Source organism: Flavobacterium notoginsengisoli (genome assembly GCF_042686225.1).
In the GTDB taxonomy this organism is placed as follows: domain Bacteria; phylum Bacteroidota; class Bacteroidia; order Flavobacteriales; family Flavobacteriaceae; genus Flavobacterium; species Flavobacterium notoginsengisoli.
Map to the genome: position 1 here is coordinate 466,341 of NZ_JBHUOT010000002.1, position 17,959 is coordinate 484,299.

General features: G+C 32.6%; 20 protein-coding genes and 1 tRNA gene. 3 read left to right on the forward strand and 18 right to left on the reverse strand.

What is annotated here, in order from left to right; translation table 11 throughout:
• Positions 1-32: 32 nt before the first annotated feature.
• Positions 33-1,169, forward strand: a complete 1,137-nt coding sequence (locus tag ACFS3A_RS07390; protein ID WP_379824719.1) for an Atu1372/SO_1960 family protein — start codon at positions 33-35, stop codon at positions 1,167-1,169.
• An 86-nt stretch (positions 1,170-1,255) separates the two neighbouring features.
• Here the strand turns inward: ACFS3A_RS07390 and ACFS3A_RS07395 are convergent, their stop codons facing one another.
• From ACFS3A_RS07395 to ACFS3A_RS07445, 11 genes are all read right to left on the reverse strand, one after another.
• The gene (locus ACFS3A_RS07395; RefSeq protein ID WP_379824720.1) at positions 1,256-2,095 is read right to left on the reverse strand and encodes a DUF4249 domain-containing protein; all 840 of its coding nucleotides are present in this window, start codon (positions 2,093-2,095) and stop codon (positions 1,256-1,258) included.
• A 4-nt stretch (positions 2,096-2,099) separates the two neighbouring features.
• Positions 2,100-4,718: a TonB-dependent receptor gene (locus tag ACFS3A_RS07400; protein ID WP_379824721.1), complete on the reverse strand. Its 2,619-nt coding sequence runs from the start codon at positions 4,716-4,718 to the stop codon at positions 2,100-2,102.
• A 101-nt stretch (positions 4,719-4,819) separates the two neighbouring features.
• Entirely contained in the window at positions 4,820-5,665 is an 846-nt protein-coding gene (locus ACFS3A_RS07405) for a FecR family protein (RefSeq protein ID WP_379824722.1), read from the reverse strand.
• 12 nt (positions 5,666-5,677) lie between these two features.
• The gene (locus tag ACFS3A_RS07410) at positions 5,678-5,887 is read right to left on the reverse strand and encodes a hypothetical protein (RefSeq protein ID WP_179008074.1); all 210 of its coding nucleotides are present in this window, start codon (positions 5,885-5,887) and stop codon (positions 5,678-5,680) included.
• 46 nt (positions 5,888-5,933) lie between these two features.
• On the reverse strand, positions 5,934-6,455 hold the full coding sequence (locus ACFS3A_RS07415; RefSeq protein WP_379824723.1) for an RNA polymerase sigma factor: 522 nt from the start codon (positions 6,453-6,455) through the stop codon (positions 5,934-5,936).
• Between the two features lie 199 nt (positions 6,456-6,654).
• Positions 6,655-7,113 carry a GNAT family N-acetyltransferase gene (locus ACFS3A_RS07420; protein WP_379824724.1) on the reverse strand — a complete coding sequence of 153 codons (459 nt, stop codon included), beginning with the start codon at positions 7,111-7,113 and terminating at the stop codon, positions 6,655-6,657.
• Positions 7,114-7,151: 38 nt separating this feature from the next.
• A complete protein-coding gene (locus ACFS3A_RS07425; RefSeq protein ID WP_379824726.1) occupies positions 7,152-7,409 on the reverse strand; it encodes a hypothetical protein in 258 nt (85 codons plus the stop codon).
• A 184-nt stretch (positions 7,410-7,593) separates the two neighbouring features.
• Positions 7,594-8,304 carry a DUF1266 domain-containing protein gene (locus ACFS3A_RS07430; protein ID WP_379824727.1) on the reverse strand — a complete coding sequence of 237 codons (711 nt, stop codon included), beginning with the start codon at positions 8,302-8,304 and terminating at the stop codon, positions 7,594-7,596.
• Between the two features lie 2 nt (positions 8,305-8,306).
• Positions 8,307-8,981 carry a hypothetical protein gene (locus tag ACFS3A_RS07435; RefSeq protein WP_379824728.1) on the reverse strand — a complete coding sequence of 225 codons (675 nt, stop codon included), beginning with the start codon at positions 8,979-8,981 and terminating at the stop codon, positions 8,307-8,309.
• A gap of 81 nt (positions 8,982-9,062) precedes the next feature.
• On the reverse strand, positions 9,063-9,518 hold the full coding sequence (locus ACFS3A_RS07440; protein WP_379824729.1) for a hypothetical protein: 456 nt from the start codon (positions 9,516-9,518) through the stop codon (positions 9,063-9,065).
• A 249-nt stretch (positions 9,519-9,767) separates the two neighbouring features.
• Positions 9,768-9,841: transfer RNA gene (locus ACFS3A_RS07445), tRNA-Met, on the reverse strand.
• Between the two features lie 151 nt (positions 9,842-9,992).
• Here ACFS3A_RS07445 and ACFS3A_RS07450 point away from each other — a divergent pair.
• Entirely contained in the window at positions 9,993-10,385 is a 393-nt protein-coding gene (locus tag ACFS3A_RS07450; RefSeq protein WP_379824730.1) for an START-like domain-containing protein, read from the forward strand.
• Between the two features lie 54 nt (positions 10,386-10,439).
• A complete protein-coding gene (locus tag ACFS3A_RS07455; RefSeq protein ID WP_379824731.1) occupies positions 10,440-11,276 on the forward strand; it encodes an aminotransferase class IV in 837 nt (278 codons plus the stop codon).
• Here the strand turns inward: ACFS3A_RS07455 and ACFS3A_RS07460 are convergent.
• The 7 genes from ACFS3A_RS07460 to ACFS3A_RS07490 form a co-directional block, all read right to left on the reverse strand.
• A complete protein-coding gene (locus ACFS3A_RS07460; RefSeq protein WP_179008189.1) occupies positions 11,273-11,833 on the reverse strand; it encodes a YqgE/AlgH family protein in 561 nt (186 codons plus the stop codon). The genes ACFS3A_RS07455 and ACFS3A_RS07460 overlap by 4 nt on opposite strands.
• A 128-nt stretch (positions 11,834-11,961) precedes the next feature.
• Entirely contained in the window at positions 11,962-12,234 is a 273-nt protein-coding gene (locus ACFS3A_RS07465) for an HU family DNA-binding protein (protein WP_008464760.1), read from the reverse strand.
• A gap of 180 nt (positions 12,235-12,414) precedes the next feature.
• The gene (gene fmt / locus ACFS3A_RS07470; RefSeq protein ID WP_379824732.1) at positions 12,415-13,362 is read right to left on the reverse strand and encodes a methionyl-tRNA formyltransferase; all 948 of its coding nucleotides are present in this window, start codon (positions 13,360-13,362) and stop codon (positions 12,415-12,417) included.
• The gene (locus tag ACFS3A_RS07475; RefSeq protein ID WP_379824734.1) at positions 13,362-15,257 is read right to left on the reverse strand and encodes a RecQ family ATP-dependent DNA helicase; all 1,896 of its coding nucleotides are present in this window, start codon (positions 15,255-15,257) and stop codon (positions 13,362-13,364) included. The genes fmt and ACFS3A_RS07475 overlap by 1 nt, the downstream gene beginning before the upstream one ends.
• Before the next feature lie 65 nt (positions 15,258-15,322).
• On the reverse strand, positions 15,323-15,856 hold the full coding sequence (locus ACFS3A_RS07480) for an AAA family ATPase (RefSeq protein ID WP_379824735.1): 534 nt from the start codon (positions 15,854-15,856) through the stop codon (positions 15,323-15,325).
• Between the two features lie 324 nt (positions 15,857-16,180).
• Positions 16,181-16,789, reverse strand: coding sequence for a hypothetical protein (locus ACFS3A_RS07485; RefSeq protein ID WP_379824736.1), 609 nt, complete (start codon positions 16,787-16,789; stop codon positions 16,181-16,183).
• 10 nt (positions 16,790-16,799) lie between these two features.
• Positions 16,800-17,711 carry an alpha/beta hydrolase family protein gene (locus tag ACFS3A_RS07490; protein ID WP_379824737.1) on the reverse strand — a complete coding sequence of 304 codons (912 nt, stop codon included), beginning with the start codon at positions 17,709-17,711 and terminating at the stop codon, positions 16,800-16,802.
• Positions 17,712-17,959: the final 248 nt, after the last annotated feature.

Sequence of the window (17,959 nt, forward strand, 5' to 3'; positions counted from 1 at the left end):
TAATTTTGTAAATAGATTTAATTTACAAAGACATGAAAAGATTACAATTTTTATTAATAGCGATTTTAGCAATGGCAAATACGATAACTTCAGCACAAAGTAAAACAGCAAAAGTGTTAGTGCTTATTCATTCTGATAATGGAGGCACTTACGAATTGGCAAAAGAAATAGCCAAAGGAATTGAAAGTGAACCAAACGTTAGGGCAGTTATCAAACAAGTAAAAGTATCTGCAAATGCAAAACTTAAAGATGTGCCGGTTGCTACAGTTGACGAACTAACAAGTTACGACGGAATTGCTTTAGGTTCTCCAGTATATTTCGGAAATATCAGTACAGGGATGAGCGAGTTTCTTTCAAAAACGGTTGATTTATGGTTGAATCATGGTTTGGAAGGAATGCCTGCAACCGTATTTATGTCAGCAGGAAGTGGCGCAGGAAAAGAATTGGCTTTACAATCTTTTTGGAATAGTCTGGCCGTACACGGAATGGTTTTGGTTTCTAACGGAATTAGAGGAAACGAAAAAATAGATAAAAAGATTCCGCAGGGAAATTCGGTTTTGGGAACGACTAGTTTAGCTTCTTTGAAAGATGTTGCAAGACCAACAAAAGATGAACGTTATTTGGCAGAATTGCAAGGAAAAAACTTCGCGAAAGTGGCATTGGCATTAAAAGGAACTTTCTCGAAAAAAGAAATAGCAGAAAAACAACCCACTTCAATAAATGATCTTTTAAAAGAAAAAAATATTGTATTGCCACAAGTTCCAAAACCGGCAGGAAATTATCAGCCTTATGTTCGTACGGGAAATTTGATATTTATTAATCAGGTTGCTTTGAAAGATGGAAAAATTTTAAACCCTGGAAAATTAGGAGTGAATCTTGACGAACAACAAGTTAAAGATGCGACTCAATTAACTATGTTGAACGTAATTTCAGTTTTAAATGAAGCTGTCGACGGTGATTTAAACCGTGTAAAAAGATGTGTGCAACTGACAGGAATTTTCAATACAAAAGACGATTACACCAAACACGCCGATTTAATGAACATAGCTTCTAATCTAACAGTTGAAATCTTCGGAGAAAAAGGAAAACATGCCAGAGCCACTTTTGGAGCTTCATCAATTCCGGTTAATTCTTCGGTAGAAATACAAGCTATTTTTGAAGTGGAATAATTTATGAACTTTAAGTCTTGCTAAAAAACAAATCCCTTAAATAAAAAAATTTAAGGGATTTTGTCTTTTATATATAAACAATTTATTTATTGCATAGTATAAGAAACGGTATTGGCTTCACAAAGTCTGAAATAACCAAGAGCAAAATCATTACTATTATTAGTATTGACAATGTTTCCTCTAATATTTGCCGGCGATCCCCCAAACGGATTTGCGCTTGATGCTTCAAGTATCAAATTCATATAATTAAAAAAGTTTTTAGAAATGCCGCGATGTACGATTTTTACAGTTTTTCCTGGTTTTAAATCAGTGTCTGAGAATTCATCTTTTATTTCATTTCCATTAGAAAATTTATCATTAGAAATTAGATAATAAGGAATTTTTAGAAAATCGGTAGTAAAATAAGTCAGGTAAAAATTTTCCTGATCAGCCGGATCGTTATAAAAAACAGAAAGTACCAATAAGTCATCGCCATCCACATCTGGCATATATCTTTGCTCTATTTTATTAATTGGTGTTACAGAAATAAGTTTTTCAACGGCAGTAAAACTTTTTCCTTCAGCCTCAATAAAAAGAGTGTATTCCATATTAAGAACAGGTACAAAATCAGTACAGACATAAGAACCCGGATCAGTTTCTGCAAAAGTAAAAGTAGTTCCCTCATTATTTACCACTCTTACCTGCGCTCCAGAAACTTTTGGAGTACTGGTATTGTAGTAAGGAGCCATTTTGCTGATTTTTATAGTTTGTGTTTTTCCGTCAGTATCTTTATTCCAAAGAATTTCGGCATCAATTACTATTTTGGCTTCACCTGTTTCAAGATCAAGATTTACAACCTCCTCACAAGAAGATAACAATAGAACAAAAAGAAGACTAAATATGGTCAGTAATTTACTTTTAAAATTATTTTTTGTTGCTTTATTCATATTGTTAAAATTTAAAATTATAAGAAACACCAGGAACCAATCCATAAATAGATAGCTTTTTGGTTTCGTTTATTCCTGTGTCATCGTTTGTAGAAAATGTTATAGAAGCGGCATTTTTTCTGTTGTAGATATTGTAGATACTAAAAACCCAATAGCTTTGCCATCCTTTCTTTTTATCGGGTTTTGGCGTGTAAGTTGCAGCCAAATCTAAGTGGTGGTAAAGAGGAAGTCTATTGCCGTTTCTTTGCGAAAAGTTTGGTACATTAAATCCGTCAAATTCATAATATCCGTTTGCATACGTTACCGGCTGACCAGATTGTAGCGAAAAATTAGCATTATAAGACCATTTTGGACTGTATTGATAAGTACCTACAACACTTAAGTTATGCAATTTGTCATAACCTGATAAATACCATTCTCCGTTGGCAATGCCTGGCTCCTGAGCAGTTCTTCCGGGAGTTTTTTGTTCAGCTCTCGACAAAGTATAAGAAACCCAGCCATTAAATCGGCCTGTATTTTTTCTAAACAATAATTCCATACCATAAGATCGGGCTTTACCACTCAGGATAACTTGTTCTATATTATTGTTGGCCAAGATATCTGCGCCGTCTACATAATCAATACGGTTTTGGATTTTTTTATAAAACAATTCTCCTTCAAAAGAATAATCACGATCCTTAAAATTGCTAAAATACCCTAATGCATATTGATCAAGAAGTTGCGGTTTTGCAAATGGCCCGCTTGGTGTCCAGATGTTCATTGGCAATGGCGATTGTGTGTTAGACAACATATGAATATATTGTGTCATTCTGTTGTAACTTGCCTTAACAGATGCGTCATCGTTAAAAGAATATGACAACGCCGCTCGCGGTTCAAAATTATCAAATTTACTTATCGTTTTACCACTTTTGTAAGATATCGATCCTGTTGGAGTTCCTTTTTCATAGATATTGTATAACGGATTGTAAACTACAGCATTTCCGTTTTCATAAGTACTTATTTCCTCACTTCCTAAGCGATAAAACAAACTGTAACGAAGTCCGTATCGAAGGTTTAATTTCTCTGTAATCTGATGCTCGAAGTCCATGTAGGCAGAAGATTCAAAAGCATATTTTTTGTCCAGTTGTTGGTAATTATACTGCGAATTTGCACCTGTAGGCTGTACTGTACCAGGATTAAAATTATAAAAAGTGCCTTCAACTCCGTAGTTCATTTTAAAATTTGAAGCCAAAATGTGATTCCAATTGTATTTTAAACCATATGTTTGAACCGTATTTTTCCATTTGAAATCCTGAATTAACAAGTCAAGATTAAATTTATAATCACTATAAAAAACAGACAAGTTGGTATCTAAACTATCTGAGAATTTATGTTTCCAGCTTAAAGTTCCCATAGTGTTTCCAAAATTCATATCAATTTGATCTGTAAAAAATATACGGTCATTTCCAAAATAACCCGAGAAACTAAGTGAGTTGTTAGCATCAAAACGATAATTTAATTTGGCATTGAGATCATAGAAATTAATCGAGCTATTAATATCTGTTAATTTTAAAAACAAATGCGCATAAGAAGTACGTCCACCAATTATAAAAGAGCCTTTACCTTTCTTTATAGGACCTTGTACCAGAAGACGACTTGAGATCAGGCCAATTCCTCCGTTTACTTTATAATTTTCAAAATCTCCCGTTTGTTGGTTTACATCTAGAACAGAAGAAACCCTTCCTCCAAATTTAGAGGGAATTCCGCCTTTGTATAAATCCAGGCCGCTAATCATATCAGCATTAAAAATAGAGAAGAAACCAAACATATGAGAATCACCAAATACCGGAGCACCATCCAGTAATACCAGATTTTGATCTGCCGCGCCCCCACGTACGTTAAAACCAGATGAAGCTTCTCCTGCATTTGTGACTCCCGGTAATGTTAATATCGATTTTAAGGGGTCCGGTTCTCCCATTGCGGCCGGAATTCGCTTAATATCTTCCATCGAAAGTTTATTGACACTCATTTGAGTATTTCTTGTATCTACAGCTTTAGAGCCTGTAACGATTACTTCTCCTAATTGCTGACTGTCAGATTCTATGTTGAAATTGAGATTTGTATCATGATTTAAATTTACCTGTTTTTCCTTATTCTTAAATCCAATATAGCTGACAGAAACGGTGTAACTTCCATTCGGAATTTCGATGCTGTACTTTCCATTTAAGTCCGTTACAGTACCAGTTTCCAATTCTATAATATAAATATTAGCACCAATAACTGGCTGTTTTTCATCATCAAGAATTTGTCCGGTTAACTTGCTTTTTTTTTTAGCCGGTTTAGTTGTCTGAGATTTCTGTTTCACAAAAATATTATTGCCAACTATAGAAAATTGCACAGATGCCGTTTTGTTTAGTTCCGAAATAAGCTTTTCAATATCAGTCTGCTTAAAAGTATTTTTTTGATTAAAGTATTTTTTATTGGTGTCAATTTGATCTGTAAAAGCAAATTTATAATCTGTCTGGGTTTCAATTTGTTTAAAAAAATCTTTTAAAGTTACATTTTGATCTACAGTTACTGTAACGCTTTGAGCGGACATACATAAGCTGAATAAAAAAAAGCATGCTGAAATTATATGCTTCATGAAATTTTGTATTTTTGAATAATTATTAACTGGAATAACCTCGTGTTATCCTGAATATGAGGAGGATGTGGAGTTTCGCGGCTTACATCCTTTTTTCTTTTCTACTGAAAAGTAATTTGCTTTAAATCTTCATTGATCTCAAAGTTTAGGTTATACATTTCTGATATTAATTGTACAATTGTTTTTAAATCTTCTTTTTTATTGATTCGGATTGTGATTTTCTGATTCAGATATTCACTTGGAAGAATAATTTTATAACCATAGTTTTCTTCTATATATTTGCTGAGGTTCGTTAGTTTTTCGTTGTCAAAATCTATAAAACGAATGAATTCGGTTACCGAAGCAGTTTGATTTCCATAGGTAAATTTTTCGCCCGGTTTTAAAATCCATTTTTGATTCTGACCTTTTACATTCATTTGAACACTTCCTTCAAAAAGTTCAACCGTTATTTGTTCATTTTCGGATTCTTTCACTATAAATGAAGTTCCTAAAACCGTAGTCGTTGTTTCATCGCAGAAAACCTGAAATGGATGCTGCTTGTCTTTTTTTACTTTAAAATAAGCTTCACCATCAATCTGAATTTTTCTGTTTAAAGCAAAATTATTGCCGTAAGAAATTCTGGAATTTGGGCTCAATTCTACTTTAGAACTATCAGGAAGAACAATATATTTAATTTTTGAAGTTGTATTTTCAATTACATTTTCTGTTGATGCAATTGTATTTTCTACTAAAGGCTGATTATTAAAATAAATTCCGGTTCCAATCAAAACAAAAAGCAATACAGATGCTGCAGCGAGATAACGCCACGGTTGCGATTTGCGTTTCTTTTCGGCGAAAGCCTTAGAATGGAATTCGTCCCATGATGCTTTTTTTATTTCATCTGAATGTGAAGCAGGAGTTTCGTTCCATAATTTATCAAACTCATCATCAAAGTTTTCCTTTTCCATGTTTGTTAAGTGTTAGAGCTTTTTGCAATAAAATCCTTGTTTGGTAAAAACACCATAAACCATTTCCTTTATTTCTCTATTGGTTTCGATTCTAAGAATTCTTTCTCGTTTGGTGAAATCAAAATTTATAATACAATCGGAAATAACAAACTGTAAAAGAGCAACAATCAAACTGGCGTCTTTTTTAGTTCGAACATTGGTTTTATAAGCCTCAATATGCATTTTTTGTTCTTGTTTTTATAGATAACAAACGAGAACAAAAAAGTTCCTAATGGTTTTCGATTTTTTTTCGAATAAATTTACTGGCGAGATAAATATGATTGGCAATGGTCTTTTCAGAAAGATCCGTCATCTCTGCAATCTCCTTATAGCTAAGGTTTTCCAGTTTGTGTAAAGTAAATATTTTTTGCTGCTGTTCAGGAAGCTGATTGATGAAATTTTGAAGCTTTTCTTGTCTTTCTTCAAAAATTCCTGAATCGGTTTCTTCGTCTAAAATGTGAACTTGGGAAGAATCAAGTTGTACAATTTTGTTTTCTCTGTTCACATGATTGATAATGATGTTTTTACAGATGGTAAATAATTGTTTATCAAAGAGAACATCTTCATTTAATAATTCTCTTTTATTATAAAGTCTTAAAAGGCTTTCCTGTACAAAATCATCAGGAGTGAGTACGGTAAGGTTAAATCGACGGGCAATGTTGATCAGTTTATCATAGTAGTTGAAGTAAACCTCTTTAAAGGCTGCTTCATTCCCTTTTTTTAAACTTAAAATAAACTTTTTATTGTCCATAACGAAAATATCGCGACTAGTTTTAACTAATCTAAACTCATTGGTTTCAATATTATTGCATTCAAAAATTATCAGTTTTATATTATGAATGCAATAAGTTACAAAGAACCGTAATTTAATTCTATATTTTGACGCTATAATTGGAAAATGTTACAAAGAAATGATAAATGTTTTTTTGGTTATTTTAAAGACGAAAGATTTACAAATGTAATTTCATTCCTTCGTGAGTTGCAGTAAAACCTAATTTTTCATAAAAATGAATGGCTTCAGGTCTTTTTTTGTCGGATGTCAATTGTATTAAATGTGCGCCTTTTTCTTTTGCTCTTTTGATAGCCCATTCAAAAAAAAGAGTTCCATATCCTTTTCCTCTAAATTCTTTTTTAATTCTGACTGCTTCAATTTGTGCTCTTACACCGCCCTGATAAGTAAGATACTGGATGAAGCTCAATTGTAATGTTCCAACAATTTCGATTTCACAGTTTTCTATAACAATTAATTCCTGATGAGGATCATTATTAATTATGTCAAAAGCATCAAAATATTTTTTCGGTAACGAATTTTGAAAAGATTCCCTCAATTGTCCTAATTTATCATCAGAAAGCATTTCGATAATTTGATAAAGATCTTCTTTGTTTGCTTTTCTAAATTTTAATTCCATTTTAGATTGAAGTTTAGCCGGAAATCTTTATTAATTGATTATTTCTCGCTATCTAAGTCTTCAACAGCAGAAATTTGATCCAAGATATTCGTTTGATTAGGCGAAATGTAGTTCTTCGTTTCGATTGGATTTTCTTTTTTAAATAAAAGATCCAATGCATGATATAGTTTCAATAAAACATCTTTGTCTTCTTTTGCAATATCTAAGGCAGTATTGAAATTAAAAACATAGTTATTCGAATTTCGTACTTCTACTTTTATCGTTTTTGATGTGATTTTAAATTTTACTATATCCATATTGTGTTTATTACTTCGTTGCAAAAATACTATTTTTAATGATGGTTGTAAAAAATCTAAACTATAATTTTTTTGGAATTAGGAAGTTGTTATTAATAGAAAAGCACCACTTAAAAAGGTGTGGTGCTTTTAGTTTATAGAAAGAAATACAATACTAATTTTAGGAAGAAAATGAAAATCAATTTTAGATGTACTTTTTATCTTTTAGCGGACTCTTTTTGTTGTTTAATAAATTTTTAGCAATGGAAATCATGCCTTCATTGTGAGAACCACCCCATAAAGCTCTGCCATAAATATAGCTGGAAGTGTATTCTTTCCAGGTTTTACAATGGGTTTTCAAACCTTCATAGCTTGCTTGTAAATATTGTCTAAATTCTTTTTCAGATAAATATCCCGTTTCAAAACAGCATCTTGCAATGAAAGAAGCTCTTCCGAAATTCCATCCTGCGTCTTTTGTTTTTTTTAATTCGGAATAATTTTCAAATATACCTTGGGCTGTGACTTTGGGAATTGTATTATTTATAGTTCTGTAAATTTGAACATAATAATGTAGTATACTTTCATCATCAGGTAATTTTGATTTTAATATTTCAACATAGTTTTCTTTATTTTCAAATGCTTCATACAAAATAGAAATGTAAGGATCATTGTTTTTCTCTAATAGGCTTTCGATTGTTTCTTGTGCACTTTCAATAGTGTTGATATCCCAATAATCTTTCAGGATTTTTTTTATTTCATTTTTACTTAAACCCGTTGAATAAGAATTTAAGAAAGCCGATTGTTGAGCGGCGTACATAGAGCTCACTAAAATGTAATCAAGTTGTTGTCCGTTTAGAGGCTTTTTGTCGTTTAATCGTAAGCCAGACAAAGCTCTCCATATTTTTAACAAAATCATGATTATTGAGAAATTAAATGAGGAAAGCGAGATTTAAGTTCTTCTAAAAAACCTTCTCCAACCACTAAGTGTTTAGTCCTGATTTGCAGTTGCTTTTTTACACTCCATACATCAGTCGGATCTACATGATAAATGACTCTGTCGTGAATTTCTAAAGGTAGTTGCTGTCCGTCAATATCAAAGGTTATAACATGAACTTTAGGCAAATATTCTTCCGTAAGTTTTGAGTAAAAGCCTATTTGGGTTTTTAAAAGTCCTGAATATTGTAATGTAGCTTTTTCTATTCGAAAAACATCAAAAATTAAATGTTCTTCTAATTCTCCATCAGTATCTGTTGTGAAAAAATGCAGATTATTGCCACTTAAAACCCAGAAAGCGTCAGTATCTATGTAGTTTAGTTTTACACCAACTGCTGACAGTGCGGCATTTTTTAAACCATCGCTTATTAAATTTTTAATTTTACTTCCCATAGTTTGAGGAATAGAAGCAGAGGTAAAAGCATCGATTGTTTTTTCATTCATCCATTTTTTTAGGAAAGAAAAATCATTGTTTAAGAGTTCATTTTTATATAAAGCATAATTTGCTCGTTCTTTATCAAAATCAATTTCAGATTTTGCAGATTGATGGCGCTTTTTCATAATTTTTGAGAGTATTAAACTGGTCAAAATCAAAATCATAATTATTGAAAGTATTAAACTGGCCAAAATCAAAACAATTGGAATAAGGGAATAATTATAGTTCATAATTTAGGGGTTAGGTTAAACGTTTCTTGGTTGAACTTTGTCTTTCTTCGATGGTATAGAACCCCAAATCAATAATCCAATAATTAATACTGCGACCAATTTGCCACCATATTTTGTATAGAATGGCAACTGAAGAAGATTTTCTTTATTTAGCTTTTGTGATGCTATAATTTCATCTATCTCATTTTGAGATAGGTCATAAAAGGTTTCCGTTTTTTCATCGTAACCTACTATTTTTGGTTCTTCGATGATATAGAGTGGGAGAAAGTAGGCAATGTTAAATTCTTTATGGATTCTCGCTAAATCCATAAAATTTCCATCTTTCAATTTAAACTCATCTGTATTGGGCAGGTCATAAACCTTGTTTAATACTTCTCTTTCTCCAAATGGAATTTTAACTTTTGCGGCAATAGAATTAGAAAATAGCATTATAATTAATGCAGCGAATAAAGGTTGTTTAAAAAAAATCATATCAATATAGTTTAAAGGTTACTAAATAGAGAGTTGAAAAGCTTTTGGACTTTTGTACAACTGTTTTGTAATTATAAAAACTGTATTTTGGAAATATAAACTATGTCGAGGTTGATAGTGAGTTGTTTAGAAATAAGAGAGTAAAAAAAAACTCTTTTGAATTATAAAACAAACTGATTATTAGTGGTATTACATATTGCTATAAACGAAAAAAACACCACTTCAAAAGTGGTGTTTTTTTATTTCAAGTAGCGAGGACGGGAGTTGAACCCGTGACCTCAGGGTTATGAATCCTGCGCTCTAACCAACTGAGCTACCTCGCCTGGACTGCTATCATGAATTCCTGATTGCGGGTGCAAAGATAGAAATAATATTAAAGCTTGCAAGCATAAAATGAAGAAAAAAAAATATTTTTAAAAACGCATTGTTTTTGGACATATATTCTTATATTTCCAAAAAAATTAAAAGTAGCACATGGATTCAAAAATACGTTACGAAATCGAGTTTCCGATCAATTCTTCGCCGCAATTATTGTATCAATATATATCAACTCCGTCAGGTTTACAAGAATGGTTCGCTGACAATGTTAACTCTAGAGGTGAATTTTTTACATTCATCTGGAATGATTCGCAGGAAAAAGCACGTCTAGCTTCAAAAAAATCTGGCGAAAAAGTAAAATTTAAATGGGTTGACGAAAGCAGTAAAGACACTGATTACTTTTTTGAACTTCATATTTTAGTAGATGAATTGACTAAAGACGTATCATTAATGGTGGTTGATTTTGCCGAAAAAGAGGAGTTAGGTGAAGCTAAACAATTGTGGGAGAATCAAATCTCAGACCTAAAACATCTTATAGGATCTGTTTAGTAAAAGTCTTTTTTATACCTTATATTTGCCCTGAACAAAATTCAGGGTTTTTTTATGATTAATTTTAACGGAAACATTGCGCAGGAAGATAATATACTAACTCTAAACCGTGGTTTTTTATACGGCGACGGAATATTCGAAACAGTAAAAATTGTCAACGGAAAAATCTTGTTTCTTGAAGATCATTATTTCAGATTAATGGCTTCCATGCGTGTCGTTAGAATGATGATTCCTATGGATTTTACAATGGAATATTTTGAAGAACAGATTTTGAATCTGGTTAATCAATTAAATATAGCCACTTCGGCAAGAGCCAGAATCACCGTTTTTAGAAATGATGGCGGTTTATATCTTCCTAAAAGTAATGAAATTTCATTTTTAATAAATGCTATTTCTCTTGGGAACAAAGCCTACACTATAAATACAAATGAATACGAAGTAGATTTGTATAAAGATTTCTATGTAACAAAACAATTGTTATCGTCGCTAAAAACGACTAACAAAATGATTAATATTACCGGAAGTATTTATGCAAATGAAAATGATCTTGCGAATTGTATTTTACTAAATGACAGCAAGAACGTTGTAGAAGTACTTCAGGGCAATATCTTTATGGTTTCCGGAAATAAGCTGATTACACCGCCTGTTTCTGAGGGAGCTTTAAACGGAGTAATGCGTAAACAGATTTTAGCTTTAGCTAAGAAAATAGAAAGCATAGAGGTGTCAGAAGAAATAATTTCGCCGTTTGATCTTCAAAAAGCAGACGAATTATTTCTGACAAATGTGATCACAGGAATACAGCCGATAACTAAATATCGAAAAAAGGAGTTTAAAGTAAATCTGGTTCATTTATTAGTGCAGAAACTAAACGAATCCATTTCTGAAAATTAATTCAGATATGGATTTTCAGGTGCATTAGACCAAATAAGATAATCGCCGCCAAGCTCAATAATCTGCTCTTTCCAAAAGTGCGTAGTGGATTTTCCGATAATTTTATTTTTATAATTATTATCAGCAATAATCCAGGAGTTTCCCTGCATCTCATTTTCAAGCTGATTTTCGTCCCAACCAGTATAACCTAAGAAAAAGCGAATGTTGTTTTTGCTAATAGCACCGCTGTTTATAAGGTCTTTGGTAGACTCAAAATCACCTCCCCAATAAATTCCGTTCGAAATCTCCACGCTATTTGGGATCAATTCAGGAATATTGTGAATGAAATAAAGGTTATCCTGCTCTACAGGTCCTCCGTTATATATCTTAAAGTTGGCCTCAATTTCCGGTATTAAGTCACTAATAGTATATTTTAATGGCTTATTAATTATAAAACCTATTGATCCTTCTTTGTTATGGTCTGCTAATAAAATTACCGATCTGTTAAAAGATAAATCTCCAATTATTGAAGGCTCGGCAATAAGCAGGTGTCCTTTTTTTAATTTTTCTGAAATCATACGGTTACAATTTTTATTAAATTTAATCATAAAAAAATTAAAATCACAAAAAAAATCGTTAAACCGCATAAAAAAACCTTCCATAAGGAAGGTTTTAATTATATTGTAAGTTTAGAGAACTTTCTTACTTAGTTCACTGCACCTTCTAATTCAGCACCAGCTTTGAATTTTACAACATTTTTAGCTGCGATTTTGATTGTTTTTCCTGTTTGAGGGTTTCTACCATCTCTAGCAGCTCTAGAAGAAACTGACCAAGATCCGAAACCTACTAATGAAACTCTTCCACCTTTTTTCAAAGTTGTCCCTACATTACCTAAAAAAGACTCTAAAGCTAATTTCGCCGCAGCTTTTGTAATTCCTGCATCAGCAGCGATAGCATCGATTAATTCTGATTTGTTCATAATAATTAGTTATTAATTGTTGGTTAAAAAAAATTGTTAATACACAAATTTAGTAGGAAATCCGTTGCGTGCAAGTCTTTTCTTTAATTTTAGCAAAAATTGTTAATAACTTGCTTTTTTTGTTCATAAAGAATGTTATTCATCGATGAAAATCAAGTACAAACCCCTGTTTTACTGATGTTAATAGACTTTTGCAGCATCTGAAAAACTCACTCCGTTTAATATTTCTGAGGCAAGCATTCTCTTTTTTCCTGGAAATTGTAGACTTAATAACTGAATAAAACCCTCTTTTATTGCAATCTTGATTTCTTTTTTACTGCTAATTAATTTTCCAATCTCATAAGAATGGGACTCTGAGACTAGTTTTGCTTCATAAATTTTGATGTTAAGTTCCTCATTTTGATCTTTCAAAAAACACCAAGAAGCAGGATAAGGGCTCAAACCTCGAATAAGATTATTAATTTCTGTTCCAGATTTTGTCCAGTCAATTTTGCAGTTTTCTTTGTTTAATTTGTAAGCTGTTTTTATATCGTCATTATCTTCCTGGATCGTAGTGGTTACATTTCCTGTTTCGATAACTTTTAAAGTGTCAATTACAGTTGTGCTTCCTAAATGCATCAAACGATCGTGTAATTGTCCAGCTGTTTCTTCCGGTTCAATCGCAATTTCAGAATTTAAAATCATCGCACCAGTATCGATTTTATCATCAATAAAGAAAGTGGTAACTCCGGTTTTGGTCTCTCCATTTATAATGGCCCAGTTAATTGGCGCTGCGCCGCGATAATTTGGTAATAAAGAAGCATGAAGATTAAAAGTTCCTAAATCTGGCATTTCCCAAACTACTTTTGGTAGCATTCTAAAGGCAACTACAATTTGTAAATTAGCGTTTAGAGCTTTTAATTCTGCTAAGAAATTCTCGTCTTTTAAATTGGTTGGCTGTAATAAAGTAAGGTTGTTTGCTAAAGCATATTCTTTTACAGCCGAATATTTTATTTTTTGTCCGCGTCCTGCCGGTTTGTCTGCAGCCGTAATCACGCCGACAACTTCATAGTTGTTTTTAATAATGGTATCCAAAATGCCGACAGCAAATTCTGGCGTTCCCATAAAAATAATTCTCAATTTCTCCATTATGATTTTAAAGTGTATTTATTATTCGCTTGTATAATGATATGATTGTTTTCGAGCAATTCCTGAAGAACCAAAATAATGTCCTTTGTGTCCATTTTAATTTGAGTTTCAATTTCTCTCGAAGTCAAAGAAGCTGTTTTTAAAAGTGATAAAATTTTATCGGCAATCGAATCTGCTTCTGTAATTTTTCCTTTTTGAGTAATACAGTAGGAGCAGATGCCGCAGTTTTCGTTGGTTTTTTCTCCAAAATAATCTAAAACCAATCTGTTTTTGCAGGTTTTAGTGTCTTTTATATAATGTAAAACAGATAAAAGCTGTTCTTTTTTAACTTGATTTTGTTTTTCTAAATATTTTGAAACCCTATTTATAGTAAGATCGTCTTCGCGGACTTCATTAAATAAAATAGTAGCATCATTGTTTTTAGATTTGTATTCTATAATTTCCTTTTCCTTTAATTTTTCTAAAAGTGCTGTGACTTGTTCTTCTGTATGATTGGATTTTTTAGCAATCAATCCCAGATTCAGATTTGATTTTACTTCGTAAACGCCAGGATAGGTTCTTAAAATGGCCAGCATAATTTCTTCATCATTAGGATTCAGACTCATGTACCGAATCACTTCTTTAGATTCAAGCAAAAACTGAATACTGATTTTTTCTGAGAATTCCTGAGACATCGTAATAATTCCCTGCTGACTCAAAAACTGCAGTGCATTATAAGTTTTTAAAGTAGGGAAGTCGTATTTATTGCAAAAATGATTCAATTTAAAAGAAAAAGATTCATCTAAACCCTCTCCGTAAGCAATTTGGAAATAAGTACAGAGTTTGATGTACATCGTTTTAAGAAACTTCTTGTCTGGAAGAACATTAATAAACTGTTGTTCCGTCTGGATCATGTCTGAATTATTGTAAAGCAAAACCGAAAAAGCTTTTGCGCCATTTCGTCCCGCTCTACCGGATTCCTGATAATAATTTTCTAAGTTTTCCGGAAGCTGTGTATGAATAACCGTTTTAACATTGTCTTTGTCAATTCCCATTCCAAAAGCATTCGTTGCCACAATCACTTGTGCTTGCTGTGACATCCATAACTGCATGTTCTTGTCTTTTTCTTTTGCCGAAAGTCCGCCATGATAATACGTCGAAGTGAATCCTAACGACTGCAATTGTGAAGACATGTTTAAACAGGACTTTCTATTTCGGACATATATGATAGAAGGCTGTGGATTCTTTTTGAGAATTTGTTCGGTTCGGTACAATTTATCTTCTACTTCAAAAACCATGTAAGCAATGTTCTTACGCTCAAACGATTGTTGAAAATGTCTCGGATTTTTCAATTCCAATTGTGTTCTAATGTCTTCGATAACTCTCGGAGTTGCCGTAGCGGTCAAAGCCAAAAACGGAATTTTAGGAAAGAATTTTTTGAGCTCGGATATTTTAAGATAAGCAGGTCTAAAATCATGCCCCCATTGCGAAACACAATGCGCTTCGTCAATAGCAATTAAATTGATAGGAAGATTTTTGATGCGTTCCAAAATCCAATCCGACTGTAGACGTTCTGGAGATAAATAAAGAAATTTGTAGTTTCCGTATTGGCAATTATCCAAAAGGTCAATAATTTCTTCCGTGTGAATCCCTCCCGTAAGAGCAATAGCTTTAATTTCTCTTTTTTGCAGGTTCATTACCTGATCTTTCATTAAAGCAATAAGAGGAGAAATCACGAGGCAGATACCTTCCTGCATCATAGCCGGAACCTGAAAACAAATCGATTTTCCGCCTCCCGTCGGAAGTACGGCAAAAGTATCCTGTCCTTCGAGAACCGAATCGATAATTTCTTTTTGCAACGGTCTAAAACTGTCGTGTTTCCAGTATTTTAGAAGAATATCCTGCGCTCCGAGCATTGCGTAAGTTTTAAAGTTAAAAATTTAGAAAACAGTTTCTAGTTTTGCAACTTTAAAACCTTTCGCTAAATTTTGTCTAAGATATAAAGAATTCTGTTTTCAACCGTATCTTTTGGAACTTCAATCAATTCGTAACCGTAATTTTTATAGGTCTCGATAAGATGTTCCTGAATTTTAACTGCTTGTTCAAAATTTTCGTAACGTTCTGTATCGCTTTGGTAAATTTCTTGCCAAGGCGGCAGAATAAAAGTTTTAGAATATTTATAATCTTCACAAGCCTTAGTAAAACGTTCCGGATATTGGTCTCCAATATAATCCATATACGCTACAACATCAGGAATTCCTCTGTCAATAAAAACGACGTTATCAGGTTCTTCAAGAGCATTTTTGTACTGTTCGATACGACCTTCCAAAAGCATTTCGCTAAACAAAAGAGGCTGTTCCAGAAACAGTTGCTCAATGCCTTCCTGCTGTGCTTTCATGGTAACCTGTCTGGAAATTTCAGGATAGCAGCAAAAGCCACGAGCTACCAATTCGTTAATAAGTGTTGATTTTCCAGTACCGGGACCGCCAAGTAAAACTATGATTTGTTTTTGCACAATTCTAAAAATAAAGCGCAAATTTACCTAAACTTATTCGTAATTAAAAAGAATATTTATAAGAAGCGAAAGATTTGGTATTTTTAGCAATCATGGGTTCCTGCTGTCCGCTGCAATCTTTTGCTTTTTAAAGGAAAAAGCAAAAGGATTTCCGCTTCCATCAGGGCTAGAGGAGAGGTATGGTTTTGTTTTTGGGATTATTTTTTAGAGGCTCTATCTCTGCAAGGTTTTCAAAACCTTGTAGGTGTATTTTGAGTTTTAATTTTTATTGGTTTAAAAAAAAACTTTTTTTTAAAATGTTAAATTTCGGCTTTAGTTGATATCTTAAAAATCCTTAACCTTTGTTCTAAAATAACCTTTTCCAGAATGGTTGGTTTGGTTGTTGTCTTTATCGGTTTCAATTGATTTAAAATCAATATATCCAAACAAACTATCTCCAATTCGGTAGTTGGCTTTGTCTAGAATTAACTTCTGATAAATGACTTTATGAGTTGGTTTTGTTTCTCCCTCAATAATTACATCTGTAGAGTAATATGCTTCTGTGTAAAATTTATTGTTTTTAAGATTTATTATAAAACCATTTCCGCCAAAACCATTTCCGATACCAATATTTATTGATAATGTATCTGCTCTGGGGGGAAAAAAATATGCTCTGCAATTATAATTTCTGGGAAAATTATTTGCTTGTTCATTTTTTTTTCGAATATAATAAGAGACTCCACTTGATCTCTTACTAGTTGAATCAGGTTTTTTTAATAGTTCAAAAAATGAAAAGATTTCTTGTTCTTTGTTTAGTTCTTTATAAGCTTTATTTTGACTGATTTTGGGGTCTATTATAACCTGATCCCATTTTTGTGCAGATGTTTTTCTGCAACTATAAATTGAAATTAACATTATAAATGTTAAGGCAATATGTTTTTTTGAATGTTTCATTTCTGGCTTATTATTCACAAAATAAATACTTCCCAGCGCCTTTCCCTTTTTTAGAAGGTTCAATCAAATGCGACTCAAATTTCTTTCCTTTCAAAACATCATTCACAAAATCTAAAACATATTGTTGACCTTCATGAAAAAGATAACCAGAGAATTCATGTCCGCCACCACAAAAAGTAATCAGTTTTATGTCTTTATGTAAATCTCTCATTTGGTTATAAACGGCATAAGAACCAAAAAGAATCAGCCAGCCTGAGGCATTTGTCGGACAAGAACGATGAGAACCCGCACTATATGGAACTGTATCATCATTGCTTCCATGCGCCAATAACATTGGAATCGCTTTTTCTTTTGTAATCAAATTAATGTCCTGAATGGCTCCTGAACCTCCTATAAAACCTTTGTATTTAAAGTTTTCAGGCAAATTGCTTTTGTAAAGATTCATCAGTTTATAATCCCAAAACGAAGCATGAAAACCAATTTCGGCTCCCGCACTGATTCCGGAAATAAAGATTTTTGAAGTGTCCAAATTATATTTATCGGCATTTTCAATTAAAAAAGCTGTCGCCTGCCACATATCACTCACGCCAATTTGAATTGCTTTTATTTTTTCAGTTAAAGTTCCTTTGCATCCGAAATCTTTTCCTTTCATGTATAAACTATACGAAATACTCGCAACGGCATAACCATTCTGAGCCATAAATTTCCCGAAGTCTTTTTCGCTTGTACGTTCTCCGCCAGAAAATCCACCGCCAAAAGCAAACATAATTAGAGGGATTTTCTCGCCAGCTTTTTTCTTTGGCAGATATAAATCTAAATCCAGTTTTAAAGTGTCGTTTTGGAAATAAGTCAGTGTTTTGACTTCTTGTGCCTGAATATTGTAAAAAGTGAATATTGTAAAAAGTAAAAGGAGTTTTTTCATTGTAATGTGTTTTTAATCTCGCAAAGTCTAGATGTTAACTTGTCATCCTGAGGAACGAAGGATCACGCAAGCAGCACCACATAGAAATTCTCCAATCTATGGCGAGTTTCGATTGTGATCCTTCGTTCCTCAGGATGACAAAAACAAAAACCTATATGTTTGCGAGCAAATTTTGTAGTAATGTTTTCTCAAATATAACAGTAAATTTTACAAAGAAATAATCTTCGATTGCTTTTTTCTCTGCACCT